The organism is Streptomyces sp. NPDC050704 (assembly GCF_040654355.1).
Taxonomy (GTDB): Bacteria; Actinomycetota; Actinomycetes; order Streptomycetales; family Streptomycetaceae; genus Streptomyces.
The window spans coordinates 42579-67165 of the sequence record NZ_JBFAHW010000057.1 but is presented as its reverse complement, the minus strand read 5'-3'; the positions used below and the strand labels follow the sequence as shown (position 1 = coordinate 67165).

The window sequence follows — 24587 nt, the reverse complement described above, 5'->3', positions numbered from 1 at the left end:
CCTGCCTTTCAGCCCGTCCGGCGTTTGAGGACGAGGCCGTTCAGGCCGATTGCGGGGGTCTGGGGGCGGAGCCCCCAGGGGACGGGTATGGGTAGGGGCGGCGGGGGCGAAAAACCCCGCTACACGGCGGGCCGCTCCGAGAACGTGCCGGTGCCCGCCCCTTCGCTCAGGCGGCTCACCAGGTCCCGCACCACGTCCGTGCCGCGCAGCGTCAGCACCGACTCCGGGTGGAACTGGACGCCGGCGAAGCCGGGCCCGCGCAGCGCGTGCACCTCTCCCGCAGACCTCTCGCGGCTGATCTCGACCCCATGAGCGGCCAGCTCGACGGCGGCCTCGTCGTCGCACCGCGCCACGAAGCTGTTGTAGAAGCCGACGGTCTCCGTCCGCCCGAAGAGACCGATGTCCGCCTGGGCCCCTTGGTACGGGACTTCCTTGCGTACGATCTCCAGGCCCAGCTCCGCCGCGATCAGCTCATGGCCGAGACAGACGCCCAGCACACCGTGCCGGTGACCACGGATCACCTCGGCGGCCAGGTCGCGGAGGAACACCATCTTGGGGTCCGCGAGGTCCGAGGGATCGCCCGGACCGGGGCCCAGGACCAGCGGCCCCTCGTGTGCGCGGACGGCCTCCCGCAATCCCGGCTCGTCGTACCGCCGGACGCTCACCTCAAGGCCCGACGAGCGCAGCAGATGCGCGAGCATCGCCGTGAAGGTGTCCTCGCCGTCGACGACGAGGGCGTGCCCGGCGAGCTCCGCCGACCGCTCCTGCATCCGCAGCCAGAACGGCGCCAGCGAGGCCCGCCGCCCGTCGAGCGCGGCCCGCACCCGCGGATCGTCCGCGAGCCCGGGCCGTACGCCCTCGTCGCGGGGCCGCCCGGGCCGTACCCCCAGCGCCGCCAGCACCCCCGCCGCCTTCGCATGTGTCTCGGCGACCTCGCTCGCCGGGTCCGAGCCGCGGACGAGCGTCGCACCGACCGGCACCCGCAGCCGTCCTGCCGCGTCGATGTCGGCGGTCCGGATGAGGATGGGGGAGTCGAGGGTCTGGGCGTCCCCGGAATCGTGTCCGATCAGCGCCAGCGCACCCGCGTAGTACCCGCGTCCACCCACCTCGTACCGCTCGATGACCCGGCAGGCGTTCTGCACGGGCGACCCGGTGACCGTGGCGGCGAACATGGTCTCCTTCAGCACCTCGCGCACATCCAGCGACGATTTGCCCCGCAACTCGTACTCGGTGTGCGCGAGATGGGCCATCTCCTTGAGCCGCGGCCCGATCACGACACCGCCCATGTCGCCGACCGTGCACATCATCTTGAGCTCCTCGTCGACGACCATCGAGAGCTCCTCGACCTCCTTGCCGTCGGCGAGGAAGTCCAGCAGATCCTCGGCGGTCGGACCGTCGGCCGGATAGCGGTACGTCCCGCTGATCGGGTTCATCACCACGGTCCCGCCGGACATCCGGACGTGCACCTCGGGACTGGCCCCGACGAGCGTGCGCTCTCCCGTGTGCACGACGAACGTCCAGTACGCGCCCCGCTCACCGACCAGCAGCCGCCGGAAGAGGGCCAGCGCGTCGGCCCGCCCGAACCCCGGGATCTCACCCTCGTACGTCCGCCGGATGACGAAGTTCGCGCCCTCGCCCCGACCGATCTCCTCGCGCAGAACACGCCCCACGATCCCGGCGTACTCGTCGTCCTCGACGTCGAAGCCGCCGTCCTCGACACGTACGTCGTGCGCGGGAAGTTCCGCCAGGGCCTGCTCCAGGGGCACTTCGTACGTCTCCTCGGGGACCAGCGCCGCCAGCAGCGTGCCGTCGTCGCGGACGTCGAAGCCGCGCTCCCGGATCTGGCGGAACGGAATGAGCGCGAGGCCCTCGGGGAGGTCGGCCAGCCGCTCGTACTCGGCGACCGGGCCGAGCAGCACCTCGACCGTCTCGTGGTCATGGCCCGGTGTGCGGCGGCGCAGCAGGGCGAAAGGGCGGGGATCGTCCAGCAGATCGAGCAGGTTCATGGGTCCGTGTTCCTTCTCGGCGTCTCGGTGAAGAGAGGAGTGGAGAGGAACGGTCCCGGTCGCGAAAACACCGAAGGCCGCCCCTCGGGCGGCCTTCGCGAAGTGAGTGAGTACGCGCAGTCAGCGGGCCGCCGGATGAGCGGTCCACCACCAAGTCTGGATCGAGTGCGCGAACATGGCCCGCACCCTACCCGATTCGGTCGCCGGACAGGCCTGTGGCTCCGTGACTTCCGACAGGTCGGGCCATCCCCCGCCCTGTCTCACTGAGTGAGCGTGCGACGGCGCACTGGACACAACCCCGTAACCTATGGGCTGTGACCGTGAACGCTGAATCCCAAGCCGTCGCCACCGAGGCGACCTGGCGAGACCTGCCCGCGGCGCAGCAGCCGGACTACCCCGATGCCAAGGCTCTGCGTGAAGTGACTGCGGAGTTGTCGACGTATCCGCCGCTCGTCTTCGCGGGCGAGTGCGACCAGCTGCGCGCCCGGCTCGGGGCCGTCGCCAGGGGCGAGGCATTCCTGCTTCAGGGCGGTGACTGCGCGGAGTCGTTCGACGCTGTCGGTGCCGAACAGATCAGGGCCAAGCTCAAGACCCTCCTCCAGATGGGCGCCGTCCTCACGTACGCGGCCTCCGTGCCGGTCGTGAAGGTGGGCCGGATCGCCGGCCAGTACTCCAAGCCGCGCTCCAAGGGCACCGAGACCCGCGACGGGGTGACGCTCCCGACCTACCGGGGCGACTCCGTCAACGGCTTCGACTTCACCGAGAAGGCCCGCATCCCGGACCCCGAGCGGCTGAAGCGGATGTACAACGCCTCCGCCTCCACGCTCAACCTGGTGCGCGCCTTCACCACCGGCGGCTACGCCGACCTGCGCCAGGTGCACGCCTGGAACCAGGACTTCGTGCGGACCTCCCCGTCCGGGCAGCGCTACGAGCAGCTGGCGCGCGAGATCGACCAGGCGCTGAACTTCATGCACGCCTGCGGGGCGGACCCGGAGGAGTTCAAGACCGTCGAGTTCTACGCCTCCCACGAGGCGCTGCTCCTCGACTACGAGTCGGCGCTGACCAGGGTCGACTCGCGCACGGGCCGGCTGTACGACGTGTCCGCGCACATGGTGTGGATCGGTGAGCGCACCCGCCAGCTGGACGGCGCGCACATCGAGTTCGCCTCGAAGATCCGCAACCCGATCGGCATCAAGCTCGGCCCGACGACGACGGCCGAGGACGCGCTGCAGTACATCGAGCGCCTCGACCCGGACCGCGAGCCGGGCCGGCTGACCTTCATCGTCCGCATGGGCGCCGACAAGGTCCGCGACAAGCTGCCCGAGCTGGTCGAGAAGGTCACCGCCTCCGGCGCGACCGTCGCCTGGATCACCGACCCGATGCACGGCAACACCTACGAGGCGGCCTCCGGTCACAAGACCCGCCGCTTCGACGACGTGCTCGACGAGGTCAAGGGCTTCTTCGAGGTCCACAAGGAGCTCGGCACGCACCCGGGCGGCATCCACGTCGAGCTCACCGGTGACGACGTCACCGAGTGCGTGGGCGGCGGCGACGAGATCTTCGTCGACGACCTGCACCAGCGCTACGAGACGGCCTGCGACCCGCGCCTGAACCGCAGCCAGTCGCTCGACCTGGCCTTCCTGGTCGCCGAGATGTACCGGGACCAGTAGAAGGCCCGGTAGGGGGCCGACAGCCGATTCGGTTGTTACCGGAACATGCCGTGGGGCGCGGATCACATACGATCCGCGCCCCACGGCACTTTTACGGTTCCCGCCCGGCGGGTAAGGTTAGGTTAGCCTCACCGAAAACTCGGGACGGCACGACTTCGGGATCCCGGCGAGAGGTGGGCCGCATGTACGTCTGCAACTGCTTCGGGGTCACCGAGGAGCAGGTGAAGAAGCATGCGGCGGGCGGTGCCTGCACGCCCCGCCAGATAGCGTCGGCCTGCAAGGCGGGCACCGACTGCGGTTCCTGCGTACGACGTATCCAGGCACTGCTGGGCCGGGGCGCGTGCCCCAGCCGCGACTCGGTCGGGCAGGGTGTGCCCGCACTCGCGGAAATGGCCGAGATGGCCGAGCTGGACGAGGCGGCCTAGCTCTCCGGCTGCTCGATGAGCTGCGCGATGTAGAGCGCCTCGCCGAGCTTCTCCACCAGCTCCAGCTGGGTGTCGAGGTAGTCGATGTGGTGCTCTTCGTCCTCGAGGATCGACTCGAAGATGTTCGCCGACGTGATGTCGCCCTTGTTCCGCATCACCTCGATACCGCGCTTGAGGCGGTCGATCGCCTCGACCTCGACCTGCCGGTCCGCCTGGAACATCTCGGTGACCGTCTGGCCGACCCGGACGTGGAAGAGCCGCTGGTAGTTCGGCAGGCCGTCCAGGAAGAGGATCCGGTCGGTGAGGACCTCGGCGTGCTTCATCTCGTCGAAGGACTCGGAGCGGGTGTACTTGGCGAGCTTCGTCCAGCCGAAGTTGTCCTGCATCTTCGCGTGCAGGAAGTACTGGTTGATCGCCGTCAGCTCGCCGGTCAGCTGCTCATTCAGAAATTCAAGGACCTCGGGGTCGCCCTGCATCGCAGAGGCTCCTTCCAAGCGGGGGGACAGGCCGGTTGGCCGCATGATTGCACCGGCGGTCGAAGATCGTCCAGTAAGTGCATGCTTAGTAAGTAAGTACAGGCTTAGTCCGAGTTGTCCGAATCGGGACGGACCCGGTCATGTCTCCCGTGTCAGGTCTGTCAGGATGGAGACATGGGTCAGCCGGTGGGTCGCGAATCTGGGGAAGCAGCGCAGTCGGAGCTTCCACCGGGGCAGCGACTGCAGCGGGGCTGGCCGGTTACGCACTACGGGCCCGTACCCAAGTTCCGCCCCGAGCGCTGGGAGTTCAGAGTCTTCGGCGCGACCGCCGACAGCGAGAAGTGCTGCTGGACCCACGAGGAGTTCACGGCCCTGCCGTACGCCACCGTGGTGTCCGACCTGCACTGCGTCACCAAGTTCAGCATGGTCGGGGCGGAGTGGGGCGGCATCCCGGCCCGTACGATCCTGGAGATCGCCCCGCCCGCGCCCGCCGTCACCCATGTGATGGTCTGGGCGGAGTACGGCTTCAGCTCGAATCTGCGCCTCGACGACTTCGCGTCCGACCGTTCGATTTTCGCCACTCACAAGGACGGCGAGCTGCTCACCGCGGAGCACGGCTTTCCGCTCCGCCTGGTCGTGCCGCACCTGTACGCCTGGAAGGGCCCCAAGTGGGTCCGGGGCGTCGAGTACATGACCGCCGACCGCCGCGGCTTCTGGGAGGAGCGCGGCTACCACAACGTCGGCGACCCCTGGCGCGAGCAGCGCTACTCCTACCAGGAAGAGCCCGGGGACGGCCCCGAGCTCTGACCCGGCCCGGGGCTCAGTCGTCCCGGAGCTTCTTCAGCCGCTCCACGTCCGCCGCGTGCCCCTCCTTGCCGCCGGGGGTCTCGATGATCAGCGGTACGCCCTCGGTGGCGGGGTGGGTCATCAGCGCGCGGAACGGGTCCTCGCCGATGTGGCCGGAACCGATGTTCTCGTGGCGGTCCTTGTGGGCGCCGACCACGTCCTTGGAGTCGTTGGCGTGGATCAGCTTCAGCCGGCCCTCGCCGACCGTGTCCACCAGCAGGTCGAGGGTCTGGTGCATGCCGCTGGGCCCGGTCAGGTCGTGGCCCGCCGCGAAGATGTGGCACGTGTCCAGGCAGACGCCCAGCTTCGGGTGGGCGTCGAGCGCCTCGAAGTAGGGCCCGAAGTCCCAGGTCCGGGAACAGAGCGAGGCGCCCTGGCCGGCGGTCGACTCAAGGAGGAGATACGGGTCGTCGTCGTGGGTCAGCTCGTCGAGCAGCGGCAGCAGATACTCCCGTACCTGCTTGAGCGCGACCGAGCGCTCCCGGCCGCCGGTCGCCGAACCCGTGTGCACGACCACACCCAGCGCCCCGATCGCTCGCCCGCGGCGCAGCGAGTGGCGCAGCGACTCCACCGACTTCTCCACGGTCGCCTCGGTGTGCGAGCCGAAGTTGATCAGATAGGGCGCGTGGACGTACGCGGGAATCGACCCGGCGGCGCAGGCGGCCCGGAACTCCTCGTCCTGGAGCGGGTTTCCGGGCGGGGTCGCCCAGCCGCGCGGGTTGGCGACGAACACCTGGACGGTCTCGGCGGCCAGGTCACGGGCGTACGAGAGGCCTACGGAGGCGAGGCCTCCGGCGACCGGGACATGGCCGCCGACGGGGTTGCGGGACTGCTGTGTGCTCACCCGGTCAGGGTGTCACGCGGTCCCGGCCGTCCCGTCGGCGGATGCGCTCGCAGCCGGCTCAGCGGATCTCGATGGTGATCGTCGACCCCTTGGGCGCCGTCTCGCCGCCGGCCGTCGACTGGCTCTTCACCGTGTCGCCGAAGAGGCCGAGCAGACCGCGGTCCTCCTCGACCCGGAAGCCGGCGTTCTCCAGCGTCTGCTTCGCGTCGTCGACCTTGTCGCCCACGACGTCGGGGACCTCGACCAGCGGCGGGCCCTTGGACACCGTCAGTGTGACGGTGTCGCCCTCGGCCAGCCGCTTGTCGGGATTCGGCGCCTGCTCGGCGATCTGACCGGCGTCGTAGTCGGAGTTGATCCGCTCGGACTTGATCCTGACCTTCAGGCCGAGGCCCTCCAGCTCCTGCCGCGCGTCGGCCAGGTCGTCGCCGAGGACGTCGGGCACGTCCACCGGGCTGCCCCTGCTGACGGTGATCGCGATCGCGGAACCGCCGCGCCGCTCGGTGCCAGCCTCCGGGTCCGTGCTGATCACGAAGCCCTTGGGGGCCTCATCGCTGAAGGCCCTGGTGACCATGCCCGCCGCCAGGCCCTCGGTCTTCAGCCGCTCCTTGGCCTTGTCCAGCGCGTAGCCCTCCAGGTCCGGCACGCGCACGACCTCCGGGCCGCGCGAGACGACCAGCGTCACGGAGTCGTTGTCGCGGATCCGGGCGCCCGGCTTCGGGTCGGTCCTGATGACCTTGCCGAGCTTGATGGTGTCGCTGTACTCGCGTTCGACCTTCACGTCGAGTCCGGCGGCCGAGAGCTGCTTCTCGGCCACCGCCTGAGTCTTGTCGAGCACCGCCGGGACCTTGGTGAACTGGCCGGAGTTGATGTACCAGACACCCGCGCCGAGTCCGAGAGCCAGCAGTACCGCGGCGACGATCGCGAGCAGGCCGCGGCGGGGGGCGGCCACCGCGCGGCCGCGGCCGCGGCGCGGCGGGCCGGGCGGCGGGGACGGCAGGAAGCTCGTGCGGTTCAGCGCGAGATCGCGGTCGTCCTCGTTCACCGGCAGGGGCCGCGGCACGGACAGCGAGCGCGGGATCACGCTCGTACGGTCGTCTGCGTTGTTGTGGTGGGTGTGGCTGCTGTGGTTGTCGTGGTCCGCGGCGACCGCCTGCGGCGGCACCGCGTCCAACTGGTCGGCGCTCAGCGCGTTCCGCGCGTCCAGCACCTGGGAGAGCAGCGCCACCGCGTCGTACGGACGCAGGTCCGGTGTGCGCGCGGTGGCCGAGGTGACCAGCTCGTCGAGCTCGTAGGCCAGGCCGGGCACGGCCGCCGACGGCGGGGGCACGTCCTCGTGCAGGTGCTTGTAGAGGACCGCTGCCGGGGAGTCCCCGGAGTGCGGCCGGTCGCCGGTGAGCATCTCGAAGAGGAGGATGCCGCACGCGTACACGTCGACCCGGGGATCGGCCGTGCCGCTCTCTATCTGCTCAGGGGCGAGATACGACACCGTGCCGAGCACGGCCCCCGTCGTGCTGGTGACCGTGTCCACGGCCCGTACGAGACCGAAGTCCGCGACCTTCACCCGGCCGTCGTCCCCTATCAGGACGTTCTCCGGCTTCATGTCGCGGTGCACGAAACCGGCGCGGTGCGCGGCGCCCAGCGCGGCCAGCACCGGCTCCAGGATGTCGAGCGCGGCCCGCGGCTGCAGCGCCCCGCGCTCGCGCAGCACGTCCCGCAGGGTGCACCCGGCCACGTACTCCATCGCGAGATAGACGTAACTGCCGTCCGTGCCCTGGTCGAAGACCTGCACCACGTTCGGGTGCGCGAGTCTGGCCACCGACTTGGCCTCGCGGATGAAGCGGTCGACGAACGTGGTGTCGGCCGCCAGCGTCGGGTGCATCACCTTGAGTGCGAGCACCCGGTCCAGGCGGGTGTCCACGGCCCGGTAGACCGTGGCCATCCCGCCGACCGCGATGCGCGCCTCGACGCGATAGCGGCCGTCGAGCACATGCCCGACCAGCGGGTCCTGAAGGGTCGTATCCACGCAGGTGAGTGTACGAGCCGCCACTGTCAGAGCTGCCCCTGCGGGCGATTTCGGGGCTTTACTGCAGCCGAGCTGTGACGCACGCCGCATTCGTGGGACAGGCGTTCAGTTTCATGGGACGGGTGTTCAAAAAGCGGGCCTCTCCGGGTCCAACCGGGCCATGCCCTCCGCCGGGGACGACGCCTCGGCGAAGTGCCGACGCGGAATACGTCCCGCGCGGTACGCGAGCCGTCCCGCCTCGACCGCGTGCCGCATGCCCTCGGCCATCAGCACCGGCTCCTGCGCCCGCGTCACGGCCGAGGCGAGCATCACACCCGCGCACCCCAGCTCCATGGCGAGCGCGGCGTCCGACGCCGTGCCGGCGCCCGCGTCCAGGATCACCGGCACGCGCGCGTGGTCCACGATCAGCTGGAAGTTGTGCGGGTTGCGGATGCCGAGCCCGGACCCGATGGGCGACCCGAGCGGCATGATCGCCGCGCAGCCCACGTCTTCGAGCTTCCGCGCGACCACCGGGTCGTCGTTCGTGTACGGGAGCACCGTGAAGCCGTCGTCGACGAGGGTCTCGGCGGCGTCGAGCAGCTCGATCGGATCGGGCAGCAGCGTGCGCTCGTCCGCGATGACCTCCAGTTTGATCAGGTCGGTGCCGAGCGCCTCACGCGCGAGACGGGCCGTGAGGACGGCCTCCCCGGCGGTGAAACAGCCCGCGGTGTTCGGCAGCACGCGGATGCCGAGCCGGTCGAGCACGGACAGCACCGAGCCGTGCGCCGTGGGGTCCACGCGGCGCATCGCGACCGTCGTCAGCTCCGTGCCGGACGCGACGAGCGAGCGCTCCAGGACGTCGAGGCTCGGCGCGCCGCCGGTGCCCATGATGAGGCGGGACGTGAAGGACGTACCGCCGAGGACGAAGGGGTCGTCGGCCATGGGTCAGCCTCCTTGGACGGCGGTGAGGACTTCGACGCGGTCTCCCTCGGAGAGGAGGGTTTTCGCCCACCGCGCGCGCGGGACGACGGTTTCGTTGAGCGCGGCGGCCACTCCTGAGGGGGCCGCGGTGAGGGCGGCGACGACTGTGTCCAGGGCGGTGCCCGCGGCGAACTCGCGCGGCTCACCGTTGACGGAGATGGTCGTGAGTGCGGTTGCCCGGGTCATGCGGGCTGCTCCGTGAGTGCGGCGGTACTGAAGCGCTTGGGCGTGAACGGGCGGGCCTCGTCCGGGAGTTCACCGGTGGTCAGGGCGTGCGCCAGGGCGTCGCCGGTGATCGGCGTGAGCAGCACGCCGTTGCGGTAGTGGCCGGTGGCCAGGAGGAGCCCGGGGAGTTCGGTCGGGCCGAGCAGTGGCGCGTTGTCGGGGGAGGCCGGCCGCAGCCCGGCCCGCGTCTCGGTGAGCGGCAGCTCGGTGATGCCGGGTACGAGCTCGTGGGCGTCCCGCAGCAGCTCGTACACGCCGCCCGCGGTCACCGTCGTGTCCCAGCCCAGCTCCTCGCTGGTCGCGCCGACCACCAGCTCGCCGCTCTCGCGCGGCACGAGGTAGACCTGGCTGCCCCGGACGACGGCGCGCACGGTCCGGCTCAGGAAGGGCGCGTACCGTTTCGGCACGGTCAGCCGCAGCACCTGGCCCTTCACGGGACGCACCGGCGGCAGCACGTGGTCGGGGACCCCGGCGAGGCGCCCGCTGAGGCTGCCCGCGGCGAGGACGACCTGGCCGGCCGACAGTTCGGTCCCGTCGGCGGTACGGACTCCGGCGGCCCGGTCCCGTACGACGGTCAGCCGCTCGGCCCACGTCCGGTGGAAGACCACTCCGGCCCGCTCGCAGGCCGTGACCAGGGCCCCGGCCAGCCGCCGCGGATCGACCTGGTGGTCGCCGTCGACCCGCAGGCCGCCGCGCACACCCGGCGCGAGCATCGGCTCCAGGCGCCGGCACTCGCGGCCGCTCAGCCACTCGGAGTCCAGGCCCGACTGACTCTGCAGGACGTGCAGTTCGCGCAGATGGGCCCGGTCGTCGGCGTCGAGCGCGACGGCGAGCGTGCCGCACCGGCGGTAGCCGAGGTCCTGGCCGGTCGCCTCGGTCAGCTCCTCGGCGAAGTCCGGATAGCGGCGGGCGGAGGCCAGGTTGAGGCCGAGCAGGGTCTGCTCGCCGTAGTGCAGCTCGGTGACGGCGGCCAGCATCCCGGCCGCCACCTGCGCGGCGCCGCCGCCCGGTTCGGGATCCATGAGCGCGGTCGTGAAGCCGCGCTGCGCCGCCCGCCAGGCCGTGACCAGGCCGATGATGCCGCCCCCGACGACCAGTACGTCGGATGTGACGGACGCGGATGCAGCTGATGCGGATGCGGCTGATGCGGATGTGGCCGATGTTGTACGCGACATGGGCGTCCAGCCCCTCCCTTCGCCGGCATGACCCGGATCAGGTTCGTACGGTCGGAGGCCGTCCCAGCCTCCCTCTCAGCCCGGTTCGTCCGGGCTCCCGCGAGTGCTCTACGTTGGCCACCCTAGCCCTTCGTCGCACGCCTCAGTAAGGGAGCCTCACGGCATGGCCCGCTCGCTCGACGGTCTCTTCCTCGCTCCCGTCGCCGACCAAGCCCCAGGTCAGGTGGGCACGCGCACCCGGTTCGCGTACCACGAGAAGGACGGCGAGATCTGGGCCGAGTACGCGGGCGGCGACGTCGTACGCGGCCATCTCGTGGGCACCCGCGCGGGCGACCGCCTCGACTTCCGGTACGTACAGCTCAAGCGGGACGGCACCACCTCCTCGGGGCACTGCGAGTCCCGGGTCGTCGAGCTGGCCGACGGGCGGGTGCGCCTGGAGGAGACCTGGGAGTGGGAGTCGCAGCCGGGCAGCGGGACAAGTGTGGTCGAAGAGGTCACCGGGAACTGAACCCGCCGGCGCCGGGGAAGCCGCTGTGGAACAGGTCACTGATCGTGCCCCCTGACTGACAATCCGTCAGTGTCTATGGTGATCGTGTGAGCGAGCAGACGCAGGGACGGAGCCCGACGACGGGACGGAACGTCGTGATCGTCGGCGCGGGCATGGCCGGGGTGCAGACCGCGGTGGCCCTGCGGGAACGGGGCTTCACCGGCACCGTGACGCTGATCGGCGCGGAGCCCCACCAGCCCTACGACCGGCCGCCGCTGTCCAAGGCCGTACTCCTCGGCAAGGCGGAGGGCTCCGCCTTCGACGTCGACTTCGAGGCGCTGGGCGTCGAGCTTCGCCTGGGCCTCGAAGTGACCGGCCTGCGCCCTCGCCGGCACGAGCTCGACACGGCCGCCGGGCCCGTCCCGTACGACGTCCTGGTCGTCGCCACCGGCGCGGAACCGATCCATCTGCCGGGCGCCGAGGGCGTCCCCGGAGTCCATCTGCTGCGCACGCTGGACGACGCCGAGCGACTGCGGCCCGTACTCGCCCGGCAGCACGACATCGTGGTGGTGGGCGCGGGCTGGATCGGCGCCGAGTTCGCCACGGCGGCGCGCGAGGCGGGCTGTGCGGTGACCGTCGTCGAGGCCGCCGACCGGCCGCTGGTGGGCGCCCTGCCCGCCGAGGTGGCCGCCCCCATGGCGGCCTGGTACGCGGACAGCGGGGCGTTGTTGCGCACCCACGCGCGCGTGGAGCGCGTCGAGCCCGGCGCCGTGGTTCTGGACGACGGTTCGCGGGTACCCGCGGGTGCGGTCGTCGTCGGCATCGGGGCGCGGCCCGCCACGGCCTGGCTGGCCGGTTCCGGGATCGAGCTCGGCGCCCATCGCGAGGTCGTCGCGGACGACCATCTGCGCACCTCAGTGCCGGACGTGTACGCGGTCGGCGACTGCGCCTCCTTCCCGTCGGGCCGGTACGGCGAGCGCCTGCTGGTCCACCACTGGGACAACGCACTCCAGGGCCCTCGCACGGTCGCCGCGAACATCGTCGGCGAGACGGCCGCCGCGTACGACCCCGTGCCGTACTTCTGGTCCGAGCAGTTCGGCCGCTTCGTCCAGTACGCGGGCCACCACGCGTCCGCCGACACCGCCGTCTGGCGCGGCGACCCGACCGGCCCGTCCTGGTCGGTGTGCTGGCTCCGCGAGGACCGCCTGGTCGCGGTCCTGGCGGTGGGCCGGCCGCGGGACCTGGCACAGGGACGGCGGCTGATCGAGGCGGGCACCCGAATGGACCCCGCGCTGCTCTCGGACCCGTCGCGACCCCTGAAGACGACCACGATCTGACTCCCCGGGCGGTCGGGCGCCCGTGCCGAAGGCGATCCGGGGGTGTCCCGAAGGCTTCTGCCCGCGGGCAGAAGAGTGCGTCCCAGGCCAGGGTCGTGGCAGGCTTGTGCTCGTGACCGAGATTGACGCAAAGATCGATGCTCTCGTCCCCGCCTGGCTCACCCTCCCCGACATCGCCGAACAGTTCGGCGTCGAGGTGACGCGCGTCCGGCAACTGGTCAAGGAAGGCCAGCTGATCGCCGTACGCCGTGGTGAGAACCGCGCGCTGCACGTCCCCGCCGCCTTCATCGACGGGGCCGAGCAGAAGGTCGTCAAGGGCCTGACCGGCACTTTGACGCTCCTGCGGGACGACGGCTTCAGTGACGAAGAGATGCTCGAGTGGCTCTTCACCCCCGACCCGAGCCTGCCCGGCACCCCCGCGCAGGCTCTCAGCGAGAATCGCGGCACGGAGGTGAAGCGCCGCGCCCAGGCGCTCGCCGTCTGAGCTGATCACGCCGACCGGCGTACGGGCCGCGCCGTTCACGGCCCGTACGCCACCGACACGACACGGGGAACCCACGCATGCCCGAATCCACCGCACGCGCGCAGCTCGCCGACGCCCGGGTCTACCTCTGCACGGACGCCCGCAAGCGCCAGGGTGACCTCGCCGACTTCCTGGACGAGGTCCTGGAGAACGGCGTGGACATCGTGCAGCTGCGGGACAAGGGCATGGAGGCGGACGAGGAGCTCGGGTACCTGGAGCTGTTCGCCGACAAGTGCCACATGTACGGCAAGCTGCTCGCCGTGAACGACCGGGCGGACGTGGCCCACGCGTCCCGCACCACGCACCCGATCGGCGCCGAGGTGCTGCACCTGGGCCAGGGCGACCTGCCCGTTCCGGCCGCCCGCGCGATCCTCGGCGACGAGATCCTGATCGGCCGCTCCACGCATGCCGAGCCGGAGGTCGCGGCCGCCGCGGTCCAGGAGGGCGTGGACTACTTCTGCACCGGCCCCTGCTGGCCGACCCCCACCAAGCCCGGGCGCCACGCACCGGGCCTCGACCTGGTGCGCTACGCGGCGGCGCTCGGCACCGACCGCCCCTGGTTCGCCATCGGCGGCATCGACCTCGGCAACCTCGACGAGGTGCTCGAAGCGGGCGCCCGCCGGGTGGTCGTCGTACGGGCGATCACCGAGGCCGACGACCCCGGTGCCGCGGCGGCGGAGTTCGCGAAGCGGCTGCGGGCCGCGTGACTCCGCCGCGCACGGCGGTTGTCCGAAGGATGGACAGCACGTAGACAAATCGGGCCAATTCTCCGCATCCGGTTGGGTGACCGTCGCACCCTGGCTAACCTGCGGGTATGGCCCTCGGATCTGCTTCCACCAGGACTGACCGCGCACGCACCGTGCGTGACATGCTCGCGACCGGCAAGGCGACGTACTCGTTCGAGTTCTCGGCGCCGAAGACCCCGAAAGGCGAGCGGAACCTGTGGAACGCGCTCCGCCGGGTCGAGGCCGTCGCTCCCGACTTCGTGTCGGTGACGTACGGCGCGGGCGGCTCCACGCGCGCCGGCACGGTGAAGGAGACCCAGCAGATCGTCGCCGACACGACGCTCACCCCGGTCGCCCACCTCACCGCGGTCAACCACTCCATCGCGGAACTGCGCAACATCATCGGCCAGTACGCCGACGCCGGGATCCGCAACATGCTCGCGGTGCGCGGCGACCCGCCCGGCGACCCCATGGGCGACTGGATCCCGCACCCCCGGGGCCTGACCTACGCGGCCGAACTCGTCCAGCTCATCAAGGAGTCCGGCGACTTCTGTGTGGGTGTCGCGGCCTTCCCCGAGATGCATCCGCGCTCGGCCGACTGGGACCGGGACGTGGCGCACTTCGTCGACAAGTGCCGCGTCGGCGCCGACTACGCGATCACGCAGATGTTCTTCCACCCGGAGTCCTACCTGCGGCTACGTGACCGGGTCGTCGCGGCCGGCTGCGCGACCCCGGTCATCCCCGAGGTCATGCCGGTGACCAGCGTGAAGATGCTGGAGCGGCTCCCGAAGCTCAGCAACGCCGCGTTCCCCGACGCCCTGAAGGAGCGGATCCTCACAGCCAAAGACGATCCGGCGGCTGTACGCTCCATTGGCATCGAGTTCGCTACGGAGTTCTGTGCGAGGCTGCTGGCCGAGGGAGTCCCCGGGCTGCACTTCATCACGTTGAACAACTCCACCGCGACGCTGGAAATCTACGAGAATCTGGGACTGCATCACGCACAGCAGGCCTAGACCGGTCGCCTCGTCGTACGACACACTGCGTAGCGGCCACCTGGGAGAGGGGCGTACATGGGCTGGACGGTCCTCTACATCGCGTTCGGCATCGTCGCGCTGTGGCTGCTCGGCGAGGTGCTGCTGCAGTACAAGGCGCGGTTGCGCTGGCGGCTGCTGGCCTTCGCGGGCTTCCTCGGGGTGGTTCTCGGGGTGCTGATTCCCTCCGTCGTGGTCATCGGTCTGGGCGCGGCCGCCTTCGCCGTCGGCCAGACGTACGTCACGCTGTCGTTCCGCAGTGGCTTCGCGTCCGGCTGGGCCGTCACCGGACGTCCGGGCGCCAGCAAGCGCCGCCGCGGTGAACCGGAGTACCAGGACCCGTCGCTGGAGGTCTCCGACCTGCAGGCGGCGGACAGCGGAACGTACCCCCGCCCGGACTTCGGCCAGGACGACGCCTACGGGCGCGACGACTCGGTCTTCGGACACCGGCCCGAGAGCGCCGCCGAGTCCACCAGCGTCTTCCAGCCGCAGCCGCTGCCGGACGACACCGGCCAGTACGGCGTGTACGACGACGCCGCCTACGCCGCGGCCACCGACCCGGCCTACGCGGCCGCCGCCCAGGCCCAGGACCCGCTCGGCCAGAACCCCGGGCAGAACTTCGCGTACGACGGCTACACCGGCTACGACCAGCAGCAGTACGGCTATGACAACGGGCAGCAGCAGTACGCCGCCTACTCCGACCCGTACATCGGCACGCAGAGTTACGACGCCGCTTCGTACGGCCAGCCGTCCTACGACGCCTCACAGCAGCAGTACCCGCAGCAGGGCTACACCCAGGACCCGTACGCCACCGGTACCGGCACCTACGGCGGCGAGACCCCGGCGGGCGGCGTCTGGGTGCCGCAGCAGCGCACCACCGAGGACCCGTACGGCGGTGAACTCCCGCCGGAGCAGCCGTATCCGTACGACGGCAACGGCAATGGCAACGGGCAGCACGGCGGCGGGTACGACGAGCAGCAGTACCGCTACTGAGCCCGCCGGGGCTTCACTGTGAGCCCCGGAAGTCCGGCCCCTCCACGATCAGTCCGGCGACCAGTGCACCGGACATGCCCGCGTGCGGCAGTCCGCCGCCGGGGTGCGCCCAGCCGCCGACCGTGAACAGGCCCGGTATGCGGGTGCTGTTGGACGGGTGCAGCAGGTGTCCGTGGGCGCCCGCCAGGGCGGGTGCCGGGACCGCGCCGCCGTCCGCACCGGTCGCCTCCGCGATGTCCCACGGGGTGCGGACCTCGTGCCAGAGGAGGCGGTCGCGGAGGTCCGGTACGGCCCGTTCGGCGTGGGCGATCAGGTGCTCGGCCTGTTCGGCGAAGAGCTCGCGCGAGGTCCGGTCCGGGGCGTCGCGGTATGCGGGCACCGTCGCTGTCAGCGTGACCGCCTCATGCTCGCCGGCCGGGACGGATGCGGAGTCGTCGACCCGGGTCACCGTGACCGTGGGCCGCCTCGCCATGGCGAAGCTGTCGCCGAACAGGCGGTCCAGCTCCTCGTCACGGTCTGCCGCGTGCACCACCGTCCGGTGCGCCGCGCCCTCCGGCCGTCCACCGCGCAGAGCCAGCTGCACCGTCAGCAGGCTCGACAGCCCCCGCTGCGGAGCGGGCTCGCCGTCGCCGGGTCCCGCGGTACCGGAACTCAGGCGGTCCACCACCGTGGGCGCGACCCCCGCGACGACGAAGTCCGCGTCCGCGACTGTCCCGTCCGCCAGCTCCAGGCCCGCCGCCCGGCCGTCCTTCTCGACGATCCGCTCGACGCCCGCCCCGAAGCGGAACTCGACCCTGCGGGCCACACACCGCTCGTACACGGCCCGCGCCAACTCCCGCATCCCGCCCCGCACATACCACGCGCCGAACGCGTGCTCCATGTACGGCAGGACGGCCGCGCTCGCCGGAGCGACGCGCGGGTCGAGGCCGTACGCGAGCGCGTAGCTCTCCAGGAGGGCGGCGAGCCGTGGGTCGCCCAGCTCCCAGGCGCCCACCTCGGCGAGCGTCCGCGCCGTACGCGTCCGCAGCAACCGGCGCCGGCTCAGCGCGGGGTAGGGCTCGCGCTCGGCCAGCACCTGCCAGTTGGGCCACAGCGGCTCCTCCAGGAGTGGCCGGCGGGTCCGGTCCCAGGCCTCCCGCGCCCGGACCAGGAAGTCGCCCCAGAGCTCGCCCGTGCCCGCCCCGAGCGCCTCGTCCAGGGCCGAGACGACCCCCGCACGCGAGGCGTTGGGCAGCGAGACCTCCGTCCCGTCGGCGAAGACGTGCCGCGCCGCCGGGTCGACCTGGACCAGGTCGACGCACGCCTCCAGGGGCTCCTTGCCCGTCTTGACGAACAGGTCGCGGTAGACCGCGGGCAGTTGGAGCAGTCCCGGCCCGGTGTCGAACGCGAAGCCGTCGCGCTCGAAGCGGCCCACCGCTCCGCCGTACGTCGCCGCGCGCTCGTACACCACCACCCGGTGGCCCGCGACGGCCAGCCGGGCGGCGGCCGCCATCGCGCCCATCCCGGCGCCGATCACCGCAATCCCTGCCATGCCGACGACTTTATCGGCCGCCACTGACAATCAGTCGGCCGAGGTCAGCCGGGCCACCGGCTCGCCCGCCCCGCGAGCCGTCTCTCCTCCCGGCGTTGGGCCCTGCGGCGCCGGAAGCGTCTGATCCGCGAGATCAGGAAGAAGAGCATCAGCAGCCCGGCGAGCAGCAGGGCGCCCGCGATGATCGCGGCGGCCTGCGGATGGAACATGGCAAAGGTGATGACCCCGGCGACCCCGAGATCCTCGGCGGTGCTGAGCACGAAATTGCTGAACGGCTCCGGCGAGCTGTTGACCGCCATCCGCGTCCCGGCCTTTACCGCGTGGCTGGCCAGTGCCGTCGAGCCGCCGATCGCGCCCGCCGCCAGATCGGGCAGCGAACCGCTCTGCCCGGCGAGCAGCGCCCCGACGACGGCCCCGGACGCCGGCCGGATCACGGTGTGCACCGAGTCCCACACCGAGTCCACGTACGGGATCTTGTCGGCGACGGCCTCGCAGACGAACAGGACGCCCGCTGTGACGAGGATCTCAGGGCGCTGCAGCGACTCGGGCACCTCGTCGGTGAGACCGGTCGCGCCGAAGATGCCGAGGAGCAGCACCACCGCGTAGGCGTTGACGCCGCTGGCCCAGCCGCTGGTGAACACCAGGGGGAGTACGGACACGGACGCGATAGTAACCAGTCGGCAACGGTGCGTCCTGGGCTTGAGTGCGCAGTGCTGAGTATCCGTACCTAGTGAGTGAGTTGAGTAGAAGCGCGGATGGGTGCCGACCTGCGCGAACGACAGAGTGGAGGCACGGAAAGGGGCGCGGCTCCGGTACCGCCGACACGGGGCGGCGGAACGGTGCAGCGCCCTTAACCGCTCCTTCCGCCGAACACTCGGCGGGAGCGAGGCACGGGGGACCCGGGGGAGACCGAAAACGGGGGGAACCAACGGGGGAGCACGGGGGAAATACGGGGGGAGCACAAAAGGGGCGCCGGTCCGGCGTGGCCCGCGGGGGACGCGGCCACCTCGGACCGGCGCTCACTTGTGTCGCGGCTGTCCGCCGCTGACCCGTCCCTGGAGCAGCCTCGACAGCGCCGCGTGGACGTCGTCCAGGGAGCGCTCCGGCTGGAAGGCCTGCCAGTCCAGGGCCGCGACCAGCACCATGCCGACCAGCGCCGCCGCCGTCAGCGGGATGTCGATCTCCTCGCTCAGCTCGCCGCCTGCGATCGCGTCGCGCAGCACGCCCTCGACGACCGCGACGGCCTCCTGCCGGACCACCATCAGGGTGGACTGCCAGGCCCGGTTGGTGCGCCAGAGCTCCGCCACGTAGAGCTGTGTGAAGGCCGGATAGCGGTCGATGAAGACGAGCCCCGCCCGGATCATCGCGTCGAGCGCGTCGACCTTGCTGCCGCCGTCCAGGGCGGTCTTCTCGGCCGCCTCCCGGAGGGAGGCGGTGAGGAGTCCCACACCGTGCCGGAGCAGCTCTTCGAAGAGGACGGATTTGCTCGCGAAGTTGTAGTAGACCGTGCCTTTCGCCACTCCGGCACGCTCGGCGATCTCGTCCACCGTGGTGGCCGAGAAGCCCTGCTCGGCGATGAGGGTCACCGCCGCCTCGTAGAGCTTCTGCCTGGTCGCCTGTCTCCGGCCGCCGCCGCTTTCCACCGTCCTGCTGCTTTCCATGGCCCTGATTGTCACAGGCTCAGCTCCGGGTGCAGTCGGTCGAGGGTCCATACCTGCTTGCGCCGCGCGGACAGGGCCGTGAGTGCGAGGGCGCCCGCCGTGAAGGCCGCGAGGACGGCGCACGCCTGCCAGACCGGGCCCAGGCCGCCGCCCGTGATGAGCCTCCTGAGGGCGTCGACGACGTAACTCATCGGCATGAAGGGGTGGATCGCGTTGAAGAACCCCGGACTGGTCTGCACGGGGTACGTACCGCCCGCCGACGTCAGCTGGAGCATCAGGAAGGCCAGGACGAGGATCCGGCCGGCCGCTCCGAAGCGTGCGTTCAGCCACTGCACGATCGCCGCGAAGCACGCCGTCACCAGGAACAGGAAGCCCACCGTCCCGGCCGCCCGCGCCATCTGGAGGCCGATCCCCCAGTGGAGTACGGACATCAGCGCGACCGTCTGGAGCATCCCCAGCGCGACCACCGGCAGCCAGCCCGCCAGCGCGATGCGCCAGGCGGCGGCGCCCGCCGCGAGCGCGCGCCGGTTGAGCGGCTGGATCAGCATGTACGCCACCATCGCGCCCACCCACAGGGAGAGCGGAATGAAGTACGGGGCGAAACCGGTGCCGTAGTTGGGCGCCTTGTGCAGGTCCTTCGAGGCCAGTTGGACCGGATCGGCCATGACCTCGGTGCGCCGGTCGCGGTCCTTCTTGCCGTAGTCGGGTATCTGCTCGGCGCCGTCGTGCAGTCCGCCGGCGAGCTTCCCGGAGCCGTCGACGAGCTTGTACATGCCTCCCTGGAGGTCGGTCGCGCCCGTCCTGAGGTCGCCGACACCGGTGTCGAGGTCGGCCGCGCCGGTCTTGGCCGTGCCGAGCCCCGTGTGCAGGGTCTTCGCCCCCTTGGCTACCTTTCCCGCGCCCTTGTTGAGCTCGTTGATCTTGGAGACGGCGGTGGTGAGGTCCTCGGAGAGACGGGGCGAGCGGTCGGCCAGCGCCTGGGCCTGCTTCTGCAGCGTGGCCAGGTGCCTGTCCAGGGCGTCCAGATCGCCGTCCTGGCCGCTCACCAGGGCCTTGACGTCGTCGGCGACCTTCGCCACGTCAGCGGCCGCCTCCTTGGCCTTCCTGAGCTCCGGGCAGGCGGCGTCCGGCAGTGGCACCACGGTTCCGGCCCCTGCCCCTGCCTCGGCCCCGGTCGCGCAGCGCGCCTTGTAGACGCCGTTCAGCGTGTCGGAGGCCGTGTGGGCTCCCTTGGCGGCGGTCGGTGCCGTCTTCACCAGCGTGTCGAGGTTGCGGCGGACGGCCGAGGCGGAGTCCGCGACGAGCTGCGCCGTGTCGCCGATCTCCTTCTCGTTGCCCTTCAGGAAGGGCCCCACCTTGTCCGCGACGCCGTTGACCTTGTCCGCGAGTGCCTGCGTGCCCTCCGAGACCTGCCGCGAGCCGTCCTCCAGGTCACCCGCGCCCTTGTCGAGCCTGGTCAGGCCCGAGGAGAGCTTGCCGCTGCCCTTCTCGGCGTCCTTCAGCCCGTCGGCGAGGTCCTTGGAGCCCTTCTTCGCCTTCCCGATACCGCCCTTGAGCTTGTCGGCCCCCTCGGCGGCCTTCTCGGTCTCCCCGTGGAGATCGGAGAACGAGATGAAGATCCTGTCGAGGAACGACCGCGAGGCCTTCGTCGACGCGGCCGTACGCACCTCGCCGAAGACCGTCCGGGAGATCTGCCCGACGATGTAGTTGTTCGCGTCGTTCGTACGCACCTGGAGGGCGCCCGTCTCCGGGGAGTCGCCCGAGCTGGACGCGATCCTCCTACTGAAGTCGGACGGCATGGTCAGGGACAGGTAGTACGTGCCGTCCTCGACGCCTTCGCGGGCCTCGGCGGCGCTCACCTCGTGCCACTCGAAGGTCCTGCTCTCGCGCAGGCCCTTGGTGATCTCGTCGCCCATCACGATCTTCTCGTCGGCCGCCGTCGCCCCCCTGTCCTCGTTCACAAGAGCCACGGGGAGGCGGTCGAGACGGCTGTACGGGTCCCAGAACGACCACAGGTAGAGGGCGCCGTACAGCAGGGGCAGCAGCAGGAGCGAGACCAGCGCCGCGCGCGGGAGCCTCCCCCTGCCGAAGCGCCTGAGCTCAAGCGCGGCCAGCTTCGGCGAGCGCATCGGCCGCCTCCTTGTCTGTCTTGTCGGCTTCGTCGGCGGTGTCGACCGTGTCGGCCGCGTCGGTCTCCGGGGAGGGGCCGGTGGACTCGGGGGCGGGTTTGGTGGACACCGCGACCGCGCCCTCGGGCGCTTCGCCGCAGACCGCCAGGACCGTGGTCCCGGCCTCGGCGATCGAGCGCAACAGGGTCCACATCTCGGCCCGTTCGGCTTCCGAGAGCTTCAGGTCGGTGTCGTCGACGCCGAGCAGTCGCGGGCGGCCGATCAGCGCGAGGGCGATGGAGAGGCGCAGTGCCTCAAGCCGTTCCAGGTCGCGTACGGCGGTCCGGGAGCCCTTGGGCAGCGCCTCCCGGTCGAGCCCGGCGACGGCCAGCGCTGCATCGATCCGCAGCCGTGCCTCCGTCGCCCTGCCACGGGCTCCCGGTTCCGATCGGGCGGGGAGCCCTCCCATGGCACGCGGCCGCAGCAGCCCGCGTACGGAACCGCCGAACCTCCGTTGCAGCAGCGCCCGTTCCCGCAGGTGCTCGGCGACGGACAGGGACGGCTCCAGGTCGGTGACGCCGGGCACATGGGCGAGCGCGCTGAACCTGCGGACGGCCGCCATCTGCTTGGGCAACTCGAACTGTCCGACCCTCGCGTGCCCCTCGGTGGGCTTCATCCGCCCGGTGAGCGCGAGCAGCAGACACGTACGGCCCGATCCCGAGGGCCCCTCGATCGCGATCAGCGAGCCGGGAGCCGCGTCGGCACCGACTCCGCGGAACGCCCAGCCGCGAGGGCCCCTGAGCCCGAAGTCCTCGGCCGTGACGCCGAGTGCGTGCGAACCGTCCACAACTTCCCCCACCCTCCGAGTCCTTGAACCCGCCACCCTTTTGAACTGACTGGTCAGTGCAAAAACTAGCCCGAACTTTCGATCGAAGCAAAAGCCCAGGTCAGAACGGATTGTCAGTGGCATACCTCACGATGGGCACATACGGCGCCCCGTATCGGGACGTGCCGTCACACAGACGACAGGAGGTTCGTCATGGCCACCTCTTCCGCAGCCGCCGCCCGTCGGCGCCGCGTCTCCGGCCCTGCCCCCTCACTGACCGGTCCGGCGAGCGACGTGCACCCCGTGCTCCGCCGGGCCACGGCCCCGCCCGCCGCCCTCGACCTGCTCACCCAGGCCCGCGCCGGACTCGACGAGGCGGCCCTGCTGGAAACGCCGAACGAGCGGTACGCGACGGCCCACCTCGCCGCCCTGCGCACCGCCGCCGCCGTGCTCGCCGCCCGGGGCCGCCCGGAGACCTCCGCGAGGCGCCGCGCGAAGATCCGGAGCGCTTGGGAAGTGCTCCCCGAGATAGCGCCCGAACTCGCCGAGTGGAGCGTGCTGTTCGCCTCCGGGGCCCGCCGCCGGGCACGCGCGGAGGCGGGCATACAGGGCGCGGCCAGCAACCGCGACGCCGACGACCTGCTGCGCGACGTGGCGATGTTCCTCCGCCTCGTCGAGCGCATGCTGGTCCTGCAGCCCGTCCTGCCCCAGCCGCGGCAGGAGGGCGACCAGGGAACCCCGGAGGCACCGGGCGGCCCGGGTAGCCCGGACGCGCGGGACGCGCCAGACGTGCCGGACGCGGGGTGACCGGCCGTTCGCCGGGGTGGCCCGGGCCGCGCAAGCCCTCCGTACTCCCGGCACTCCCGGCGGACCGGGGCCGGTCATGGGGCCTGTCGGAGACCGGAGGTCCGTCGCGTGAGACGGGGGAGCCGGGGACCGGGCGGGAGGCAATAGGGTTGGTGACGCCTGCAATCTCCCCTCCGGACAGGGCGGGGGAGGTGTCCCCATCGCTCCGCCGTACACGAGGCGGTGCCGCGCCGAGGAGTCAACTGCCGTGTCGGACCCGATGCGCCCGCCCGTCTCCCACCACCGCCCTCAGCCGGCGTCGCTGCGCTCCGACCCCTCTCGACCCCGCGCATCTCTCCGTACCGCAGTGGTCTGGGACGTCCTGAAGGACGCCCTCGACCGCCGGGTCAAGGCCACCGGCCGGGAGTCGCTCGACGTGCTCGACACGGGGGGCGGCAGCGGCAACTTCGCGGTGCCCGTCGCCCGCCTCGGCCACCGCGTCACCGTCGTGGACCCCAGCCCGAACGCGCTGTTCGCGCTGGAGCGCCGGGCCGCCGAGGCCGGCGTCGCCGACCGTGTCCAGGGCGTCCAGGGCGACGCGCACGGCCTCTTCGACGTCGTCGAGCGCGGCGGCTACGACGCGGTGCTCTGCCACGGCGTGCTGGAGTACGTGGACGACCCGGCCGAGGGCATCCGCAACGCGGTCGGGGCGCTGCGCCCCGAGGGCGTGCTCAGTCTGCTCGCCGCCGGCCTGGGCGGCGCGGTGCTCGCGCGCGCTCTCGCCGGGCACTTCACGGAGGCCCGTCAGGCGCTCGGTGACCCGGACGGCCGCTGGGGCGAGGGTGATCCTGTACCCCGGCGCTTCACGACCGAACAGCTCACCGGTCTGGTCGAGGGCGCGGGCCTGCGAGTCAGTGCGGTGCACGGCGTACGGATCTTCGCGGACCTGGTCCCCGGCGTCCTCGTGGACACCGAGCCGGGGGCCCTGGACGCCCTGCTGAAACTGGAGGCCGCGGCCGCTGAACTCGCCGCCTTCCACGCTGTGGCGACGCAGCTCCATGTGCTCGGTGAGACGCGGGAGTCCGCCGAGGGCTGACCCGCCTCCCGTGACGCACCGCTGATCAGGGGCGCGACAGCAGATGGAGTACGCCACAGGCCCCCCGATCGGGCGCTCGGAGCCGTATGATCGAGGGAGACCGTCCGGCATGACGGGCCGGTCGCTGGGGAATCTACGCTTCAGTGAGCCGGAGCGCCATGGCGGGTTCCGGTTGGCGAATTGGCGCAGAGGGGCGGGTTTCACGGGGGCGATTCCCTGCCTATCCTGAAGGGGACCCCCGGTCGCCCCGGCGACTGCACGATGAGGAGGACGCCGTGCCGCTCTCGGAGCACGAGCAGCGAATGCTCGAGCAGATGGAGCGAGCGCTGTACGCCGAAGATCCCAAGTTCGCGACAGCGCTTGAGGGAAGCGGGCTGCGTACGTACACCCGGCGACGGGTCTACCAAGCGGTCGCGGGCTTTCTTGTAGGTATCGCGCTCCTCATGGCCGGAATGGTCGCGCAGCAGATCTGGGTCAGTGTGGTGGGTTTTCTCGTCATGCTGGGCTGTGCGGTGCTCGCCGTCACCGGTTGGCGCAAGGCTCCCAAGCCGGGCGAGCAGCCCGCCGCGGGTACGCCGGGCGCCGGAACTCCGCCCGCGCGCCGTCAGGGCAGGCAGCGGCGCTCCATGATGGACCGCATCGAACAGCGCTGGCAGCGGCGCCGTGACGATCAGGGTGGCCAGTAGCCCTCCGGGCACCGGCTGACAGACGCAGGTAAGGGGTGACCACCTTGGGGTGGCCGCCCCTTCGGCGTGCCCTGGTGGCGGCGGTTGGTCGGTAGCTGTTCGCTCGCCGTCCCTTGCCCGTCTGAGGCCGTCTGAGGCCCGCCTGAG

General features: G+C 71.3%; 25 protein-coding genes and 1 riboswitch. Of the genes, 12 read left to right on the top strand and 13 right to left on the bottom strand.

Translation table 11 applies throughout. The features are described 5' to 3' along the window. Positions 1–119 precede the first annotated feature (119 nt). Together AB0I18_RS29910 and AB0I18_RS29905 are read right to left on the bottom strand one after the other, a co-directional pair. The gene (locus AB0I18_RS29910) at positions 120–2006 is read right to left on the bottom strand and encodes an anthranilate synthase family protein (RefSeq protein ID WP_363108728.1); all 1887 of its coding nucleotides are present in this window, start codon (positions 2004–2006) and stop codon (positions 120–122) included. Positions 2007–2126: 120 nt separating this feature from the next. Beyond that, the gene (locus AB0I18_RS29905) at positions 2127–2183 is read right to left on the bottom strand and encodes a trp operon leader peptide (protein ID WP_078602827.1); all 57 of its coding nucleotides are present in this window, start codon (positions 2181–2183) and stop codon (positions 2127–2129) included. Between the two features lie 137 nt (positions 2184–2320). Between AB0I18_RS29905 and AB0I18_RS29900 the strand changes: the two genes are divergently transcribed. Continuing rightward, the gene (locus tag AB0I18_RS29900) at positions 2321–3676 is read left to right on the top strand and encodes a class II 3-deoxy-7-phosphoheptulonate synthase (RefSeq protein ID WP_363108727.1); all 1356 of its coding nucleotides are present in this window, start codon (positions 2321–2323) and stop codon (positions 3674–3676) included. Between the two features lie 182 nt (positions 3677–3858). Next, positions 3859–4101 (top strand): (2Fe-2S)-binding protein, encoded by a 243-nt coding sequence (locus tag AB0I18_RS29895; RefSeq protein ID WP_363108726.1) that lies wholly within the window; start codon positions 3859–3861, stop codon positions 4099–4101. On the opposite strand, the gene bfr is transcribed toward AB0I18_RS29895, so the two are convergent. Continuing rightward, entirely contained in the window at positions 4098–4577 is a 480-nt protein-coding gene (gene bfr / locus AB0I18_RS29890; RefSeq protein WP_363108725.1) for a bacterioferritin, read from the bottom strand. The two genes, AB0I18_RS29895 and bfr, sit on opposite strands and share 4 nt — an antisense overlap. Before the next feature lie 174 nt (positions 4578–4751). Between bfr and AB0I18_RS29885 the strand changes: the two genes are divergently transcribed. Next, a complete protein-coding gene (locus AB0I18_RS29885) occupies positions 4752–5384 on the top strand; it encodes a sulfite oxidase-like oxidoreductase (RefSeq protein ID WP_363108724.1) in 633 nt (210 codons plus the stop codon). Between the two features lie 13 nt (positions 5385–5397). Here AB0I18_RS29885 and AB0I18_RS29880 read toward each other — a convergent pair whose 3' ends face one another. From AB0I18_RS29880 to thiO, 5 genes are all read right to left on the bottom strand, one after another. Then, complete coding sequence (locus AB0I18_RS29880; RefSeq protein ID WP_363108723.1) at positions 5398–6267, bottom strand: deoxyribonuclease IV; 870 nt, start codon at positions 6265–6267, stop codon at positions 5398–5400. 58 nt (positions 6268–6325) lie between these two features. Further along, positions 6326–8290, bottom strand: coding sequence for a Stk1 family PASTA domain-containing Ser/Thr kinase (pknB, locus tag AB0I18_RS29875; protein ID WP_363108722.1), 1965 nt, complete (start codon positions 8288–8290; stop codon positions 6326–6328). A 126-nt stretch (positions 8291–8416) separates the two neighbouring features. Then, a complete protein-coding gene (locus tag AB0I18_RS29870) occupies positions 8417–9211 on the bottom strand; it encodes a thiazole synthase (RefSeq protein WP_363108721.1) in 795 nt (264 codons plus the stop codon). 3 nt (positions 9212–9214) lie between these two features. Continuing rightward, positions 9215–9436, bottom strand: a complete 222-nt coding sequence (gene thiS / locus AB0I18_RS29865; protein ID WP_363108720.1) for a sulfur carrier protein ThiS — start codon at positions 9434–9436, stop codon at positions 9215–9217. Then, positions 9433–10650 (bottom strand): glycine oxidase ThiO, encoded by a 1218-nt coding sequence (gene thiO / locus AB0I18_RS29860; protein ID WP_363108719.1) that lies wholly within the window; start codon positions 10648–10650, stop codon positions 9433–9435. Before thiO ends, thiS begins: the two co-directional genes overlap by 4 nt. Continuing rightward, positions 10648–10761: riboswitch (TPP riboswitch) on the bottom strand. Its footprint overlaps the gene before it by 3 nt. 52 nt (positions 10762–10813) lie before the next feature. Here thiO and AB0I18_RS29855 point away from each other — a divergent pair. The 6 genes from AB0I18_RS29855 to AB0I18_RS29830 all read left to right on the top strand — a co-directional run bounded on the left by AB0I18_RS29855 (position 10814) and on the right by AB0I18_RS29830 (position 15746). Further along, positions 10814–11158 (top strand): hypothetical protein, encoded by a 345-nt coding sequence (locus AB0I18_RS29855; RefSeq protein WP_363108718.1) that lies wholly within the window; start codon positions 10814–10816, stop codon positions 11156–11158. A gap of 86 nt (positions 11159–11244) precedes the next feature. Continuing rightward, on the top strand, positions 11245–12474 hold the full coding sequence (locus AB0I18_RS29850; protein WP_363108717.1) for an FAD-dependent oxidoreductase: 1230 nt from the start codon (positions 11245–11247) through the stop codon (positions 12472–12474). A gap of 112 nt (positions 12475–12586) precedes the next feature. Beyond that, positions 12587–12958 carry an Rv2175c family DNA-binding protein gene (locus tag AB0I18_RS29845; RefSeq protein WP_363108716.1) on the top strand — a complete coding sequence of 124 codons (372 nt, stop codon included), beginning with the start codon at positions 12587–12589 and terminating at the stop codon, positions 12956–12958. 77 nt (positions 12959–13035) lie between these two features. After that, on the top strand, positions 13036–13704 hold the full coding sequence (thiE, locus tag AB0I18_RS29840; RefSeq protein ID WP_363108715.1) for a thiamine phosphate synthase: 669 nt from the start codon (positions 13036–13038) through the stop codon (positions 13702–13704). A gap of 107 nt (positions 13705–13811) precedes the next feature. Next, a complete protein-coding gene (gene metF, locus AB0I18_RS29835; RefSeq protein ID WP_363108714.1) occupies positions 13812–14735 on the top strand; it encodes a methylenetetrahydrofolate reductase [NAD(P)H] in 924 nt (307 codons plus the stop codon). A 57-nt stretch (positions 14736–14792) separates the two neighbouring features. Then, entirely contained in the window at positions 14793–15746 is a 954-nt protein-coding gene (locus AB0I18_RS29830; protein ID WP_363108713.1) for a hypothetical protein, read from the top strand. 13 nt (positions 15747–15759) lie between these two features. Here the strand turns inward: AB0I18_RS29830 and AB0I18_RS29825 are convergent, their stop codons facing one another. From AB0I18_RS29825 to AB0I18_RS29805, 5 genes are all read right to left on the bottom strand, one after another. Continuing rightward, on the bottom strand, positions 15760–17277 hold the full coding sequence (locus AB0I18_RS29825) for an NAD(P)/FAD-dependent oxidoreductase (RefSeq protein WP_363108712.1): 1518 nt from the start codon (positions 17275–17277) through the stop codon (positions 15760–15762). Between the two features lie 44 nt (positions 17278–17321). Then, positions 17322–17936 (bottom strand): DUF4126 domain-containing protein, encoded by a 615-nt coding sequence (locus tag AB0I18_RS29820; protein WP_363108711.1) that lies wholly within the window; start codon positions 17934–17936, stop codon positions 17322–17324. Positions 17937–18296: 360 nt separating this feature from the next. Next, the gene (locus tag AB0I18_RS29815) at positions 18297–18938 is read right to left on the bottom strand and encodes a TetR/AcrR family transcriptional regulator (RefSeq protein WP_363108710.1); all 642 of its coding nucleotides are present in this window, start codon (positions 18936–18938) and stop codon (positions 18297–18299) included. A gap of 11 nt (positions 18939–18949) precedes the next feature. Continuing rightward, on the bottom strand, positions 18950–21067 hold the full coding sequence (locus tag AB0I18_RS29810; RefSeq protein WP_363108709.1) for a YhgE/Pip domain-containing protein: 2118 nt from the start codon (positions 21065–21067) through the stop codon (positions 18950–18952). Continuing rightward, positions 21039–21893, bottom strand: coding sequence for an ATP-binding cassette domain-containing protein (locus AB0I18_RS29805; RefSeq protein ID WP_363108730.1), 855 nt, complete (start codon positions 21891–21893; stop codon positions 21039–21041). The genes AB0I18_RS29810 and AB0I18_RS29805 overlap by 29 nt, the downstream gene beginning before the upstream one ends. 192 nt (positions 21894–22085) lie before the next feature. Here AB0I18_RS29805 and AB0I18_RS29800 point away from each other — a divergent pair, with 192 nt between their 5' ends. The 3 genes from AB0I18_RS29800 (at position 22086) to AB0I18_RS29790 (ending at position 24440) form a co-directional block, all read left to right on the top strand. Then, positions 22086–22679 (top strand): SAV_6107 family HEPN domain-containing protein, encoded by a 594-nt coding sequence (locus tag AB0I18_RS29800; RefSeq protein WP_363108708.1) that lies wholly within the window; start codon positions 22086–22088, stop codon positions 22677–22679. 247 nt (positions 22680–22926) lie between these two features. Further along, on the top strand, positions 22927–23754 hold the full coding sequence (locus tag AB0I18_RS29795; RefSeq protein WP_363108706.1) for a methyltransferase: 828 nt from the start codon (positions 22927–22929) through the stop codon (positions 23752–23754). 275 nt (positions 23755–24029) lie between these two features. Then, complete coding sequence (locus tag AB0I18_RS29790; RefSeq protein ID WP_363108704.1) at positions 24030–24440, top strand: DUF3040 domain-containing protein; 411 nt, start codon at positions 24030–24032, stop codon at positions 24438–24440. Positions 24441–24587: the final 147 nt, after the last annotated feature.

What these genes read in the sequence shown, in the direction of transcription:
- AB0I18_RS29885 (WP_363108724.1), top strand. Translation starts at nt 4,752, where the DNA reads ATGGGTCAGCCGGTGGGTCGCGAATCTGGGGAAGCAGCGCAGTCGGAG.
- thiO (WP_363108719.1), bottom strand. Translation starts at nt 10,650, where the DNA reads ATGTCGCGTACAACATCGGCCACATCCGCATCAGCCGCATCCGCATCA.
- AB0I18_RS29870 (WP_363108721.1), bottom strand. Translation starts at nt 9,211, where the DNA reads ATGGCCGACGACCCCTTCGTCCTCGGCGGTACGTCCTTCACGTCCCGC.
- AB0I18_RS29910 (WP_363108728.1), bottom strand. Translation starts at nt 2,006, where the DNA reads ATGAACCTGCTCGATCTGCTGGACGATCCCCGCCCTTTCGCCCTGCTG.
- bfr (WP_363108725.1), bottom strand. Translation starts at nt 4,577, where the DNA reads ATGCAGGGCGACCCCGAGGTCCTTGAATTTCTGAATGAGCAGCTGACC.
- AB0I18_RS29825 (WP_363108712.1), bottom strand. Translation starts at nt 17,277, where the DNA reads ATGGCAGGGATTGCGGTGATCGGCGCCGGGATGGGCGCGATGGCGGCC.
- AB0I18_RS29895 (WP_363108726.1), top strand. Translation starts at nt 3,859, where the DNA reads ATGTACGTCTGCAACTGCTTCGGGGTCACCGAGGAGCAGGTGAAGAAG.
- AB0I18_RS29815 (WP_363108710.1), bottom strand. Translation starts at nt 18,938, where the DNA reads ATGGAAAGCAGCAGGACGGTGGAAAGCGGCGGCGGCCGGAGACAGGCG.
- thiS (WP_363108720.1), bottom strand. Translation starts at nt 9,436, where the DNA reads ATGACCCGGGCAACCGCACTCACGACCATCTCCGTCAACGGTGAGCCG.
- AB0I18_RS29855 (WP_363108718.1), top strand. Translation starts at nt 10,814, where the DNA reads ATGGCCCGCTCGCTCGACGGTCTCTTCCTCGCTCCCGTCGCCGACCAA.
- metF (WP_363108714.1), top strand. Translation starts at nt 13,812, where the DNA reads ATGGCCCTCGGATCTGCTTCCACCAGGACTGACCGCGCACGCACCGTG.
- thiE (WP_363108715.1), top strand. Translation starts at nt 13,036, where the DNA reads ATGCCCGAATCCACCGCACGCGCGCAGCTCGCCGACGCCCGGGTCTAC.
- AB0I18_RS29800 (WP_363108708.1), top strand. Translation starts at nt 22,086, where the DNA reads ATGGCCACCTCTTCCGCAGCCGCCGCCCGTCGGCGCCGCGTCTCCGGC.
- AB0I18_RS29830 (WP_363108713.1), top strand. Translation starts at nt 14,793, where the DNA reads ATGGGCTGGACGGTCCTCTACATCGCGTTCGGCATCGTCGCGCTGTGG.
- AB0I18_RS29810 (WP_363108709.1), bottom strand. Translation starts at nt 21,067, where the DNA reads ATGCGCTCGCCGAAGCTGGCCGCGCTTGAGCTCAGGCGCTTCGGCAGG.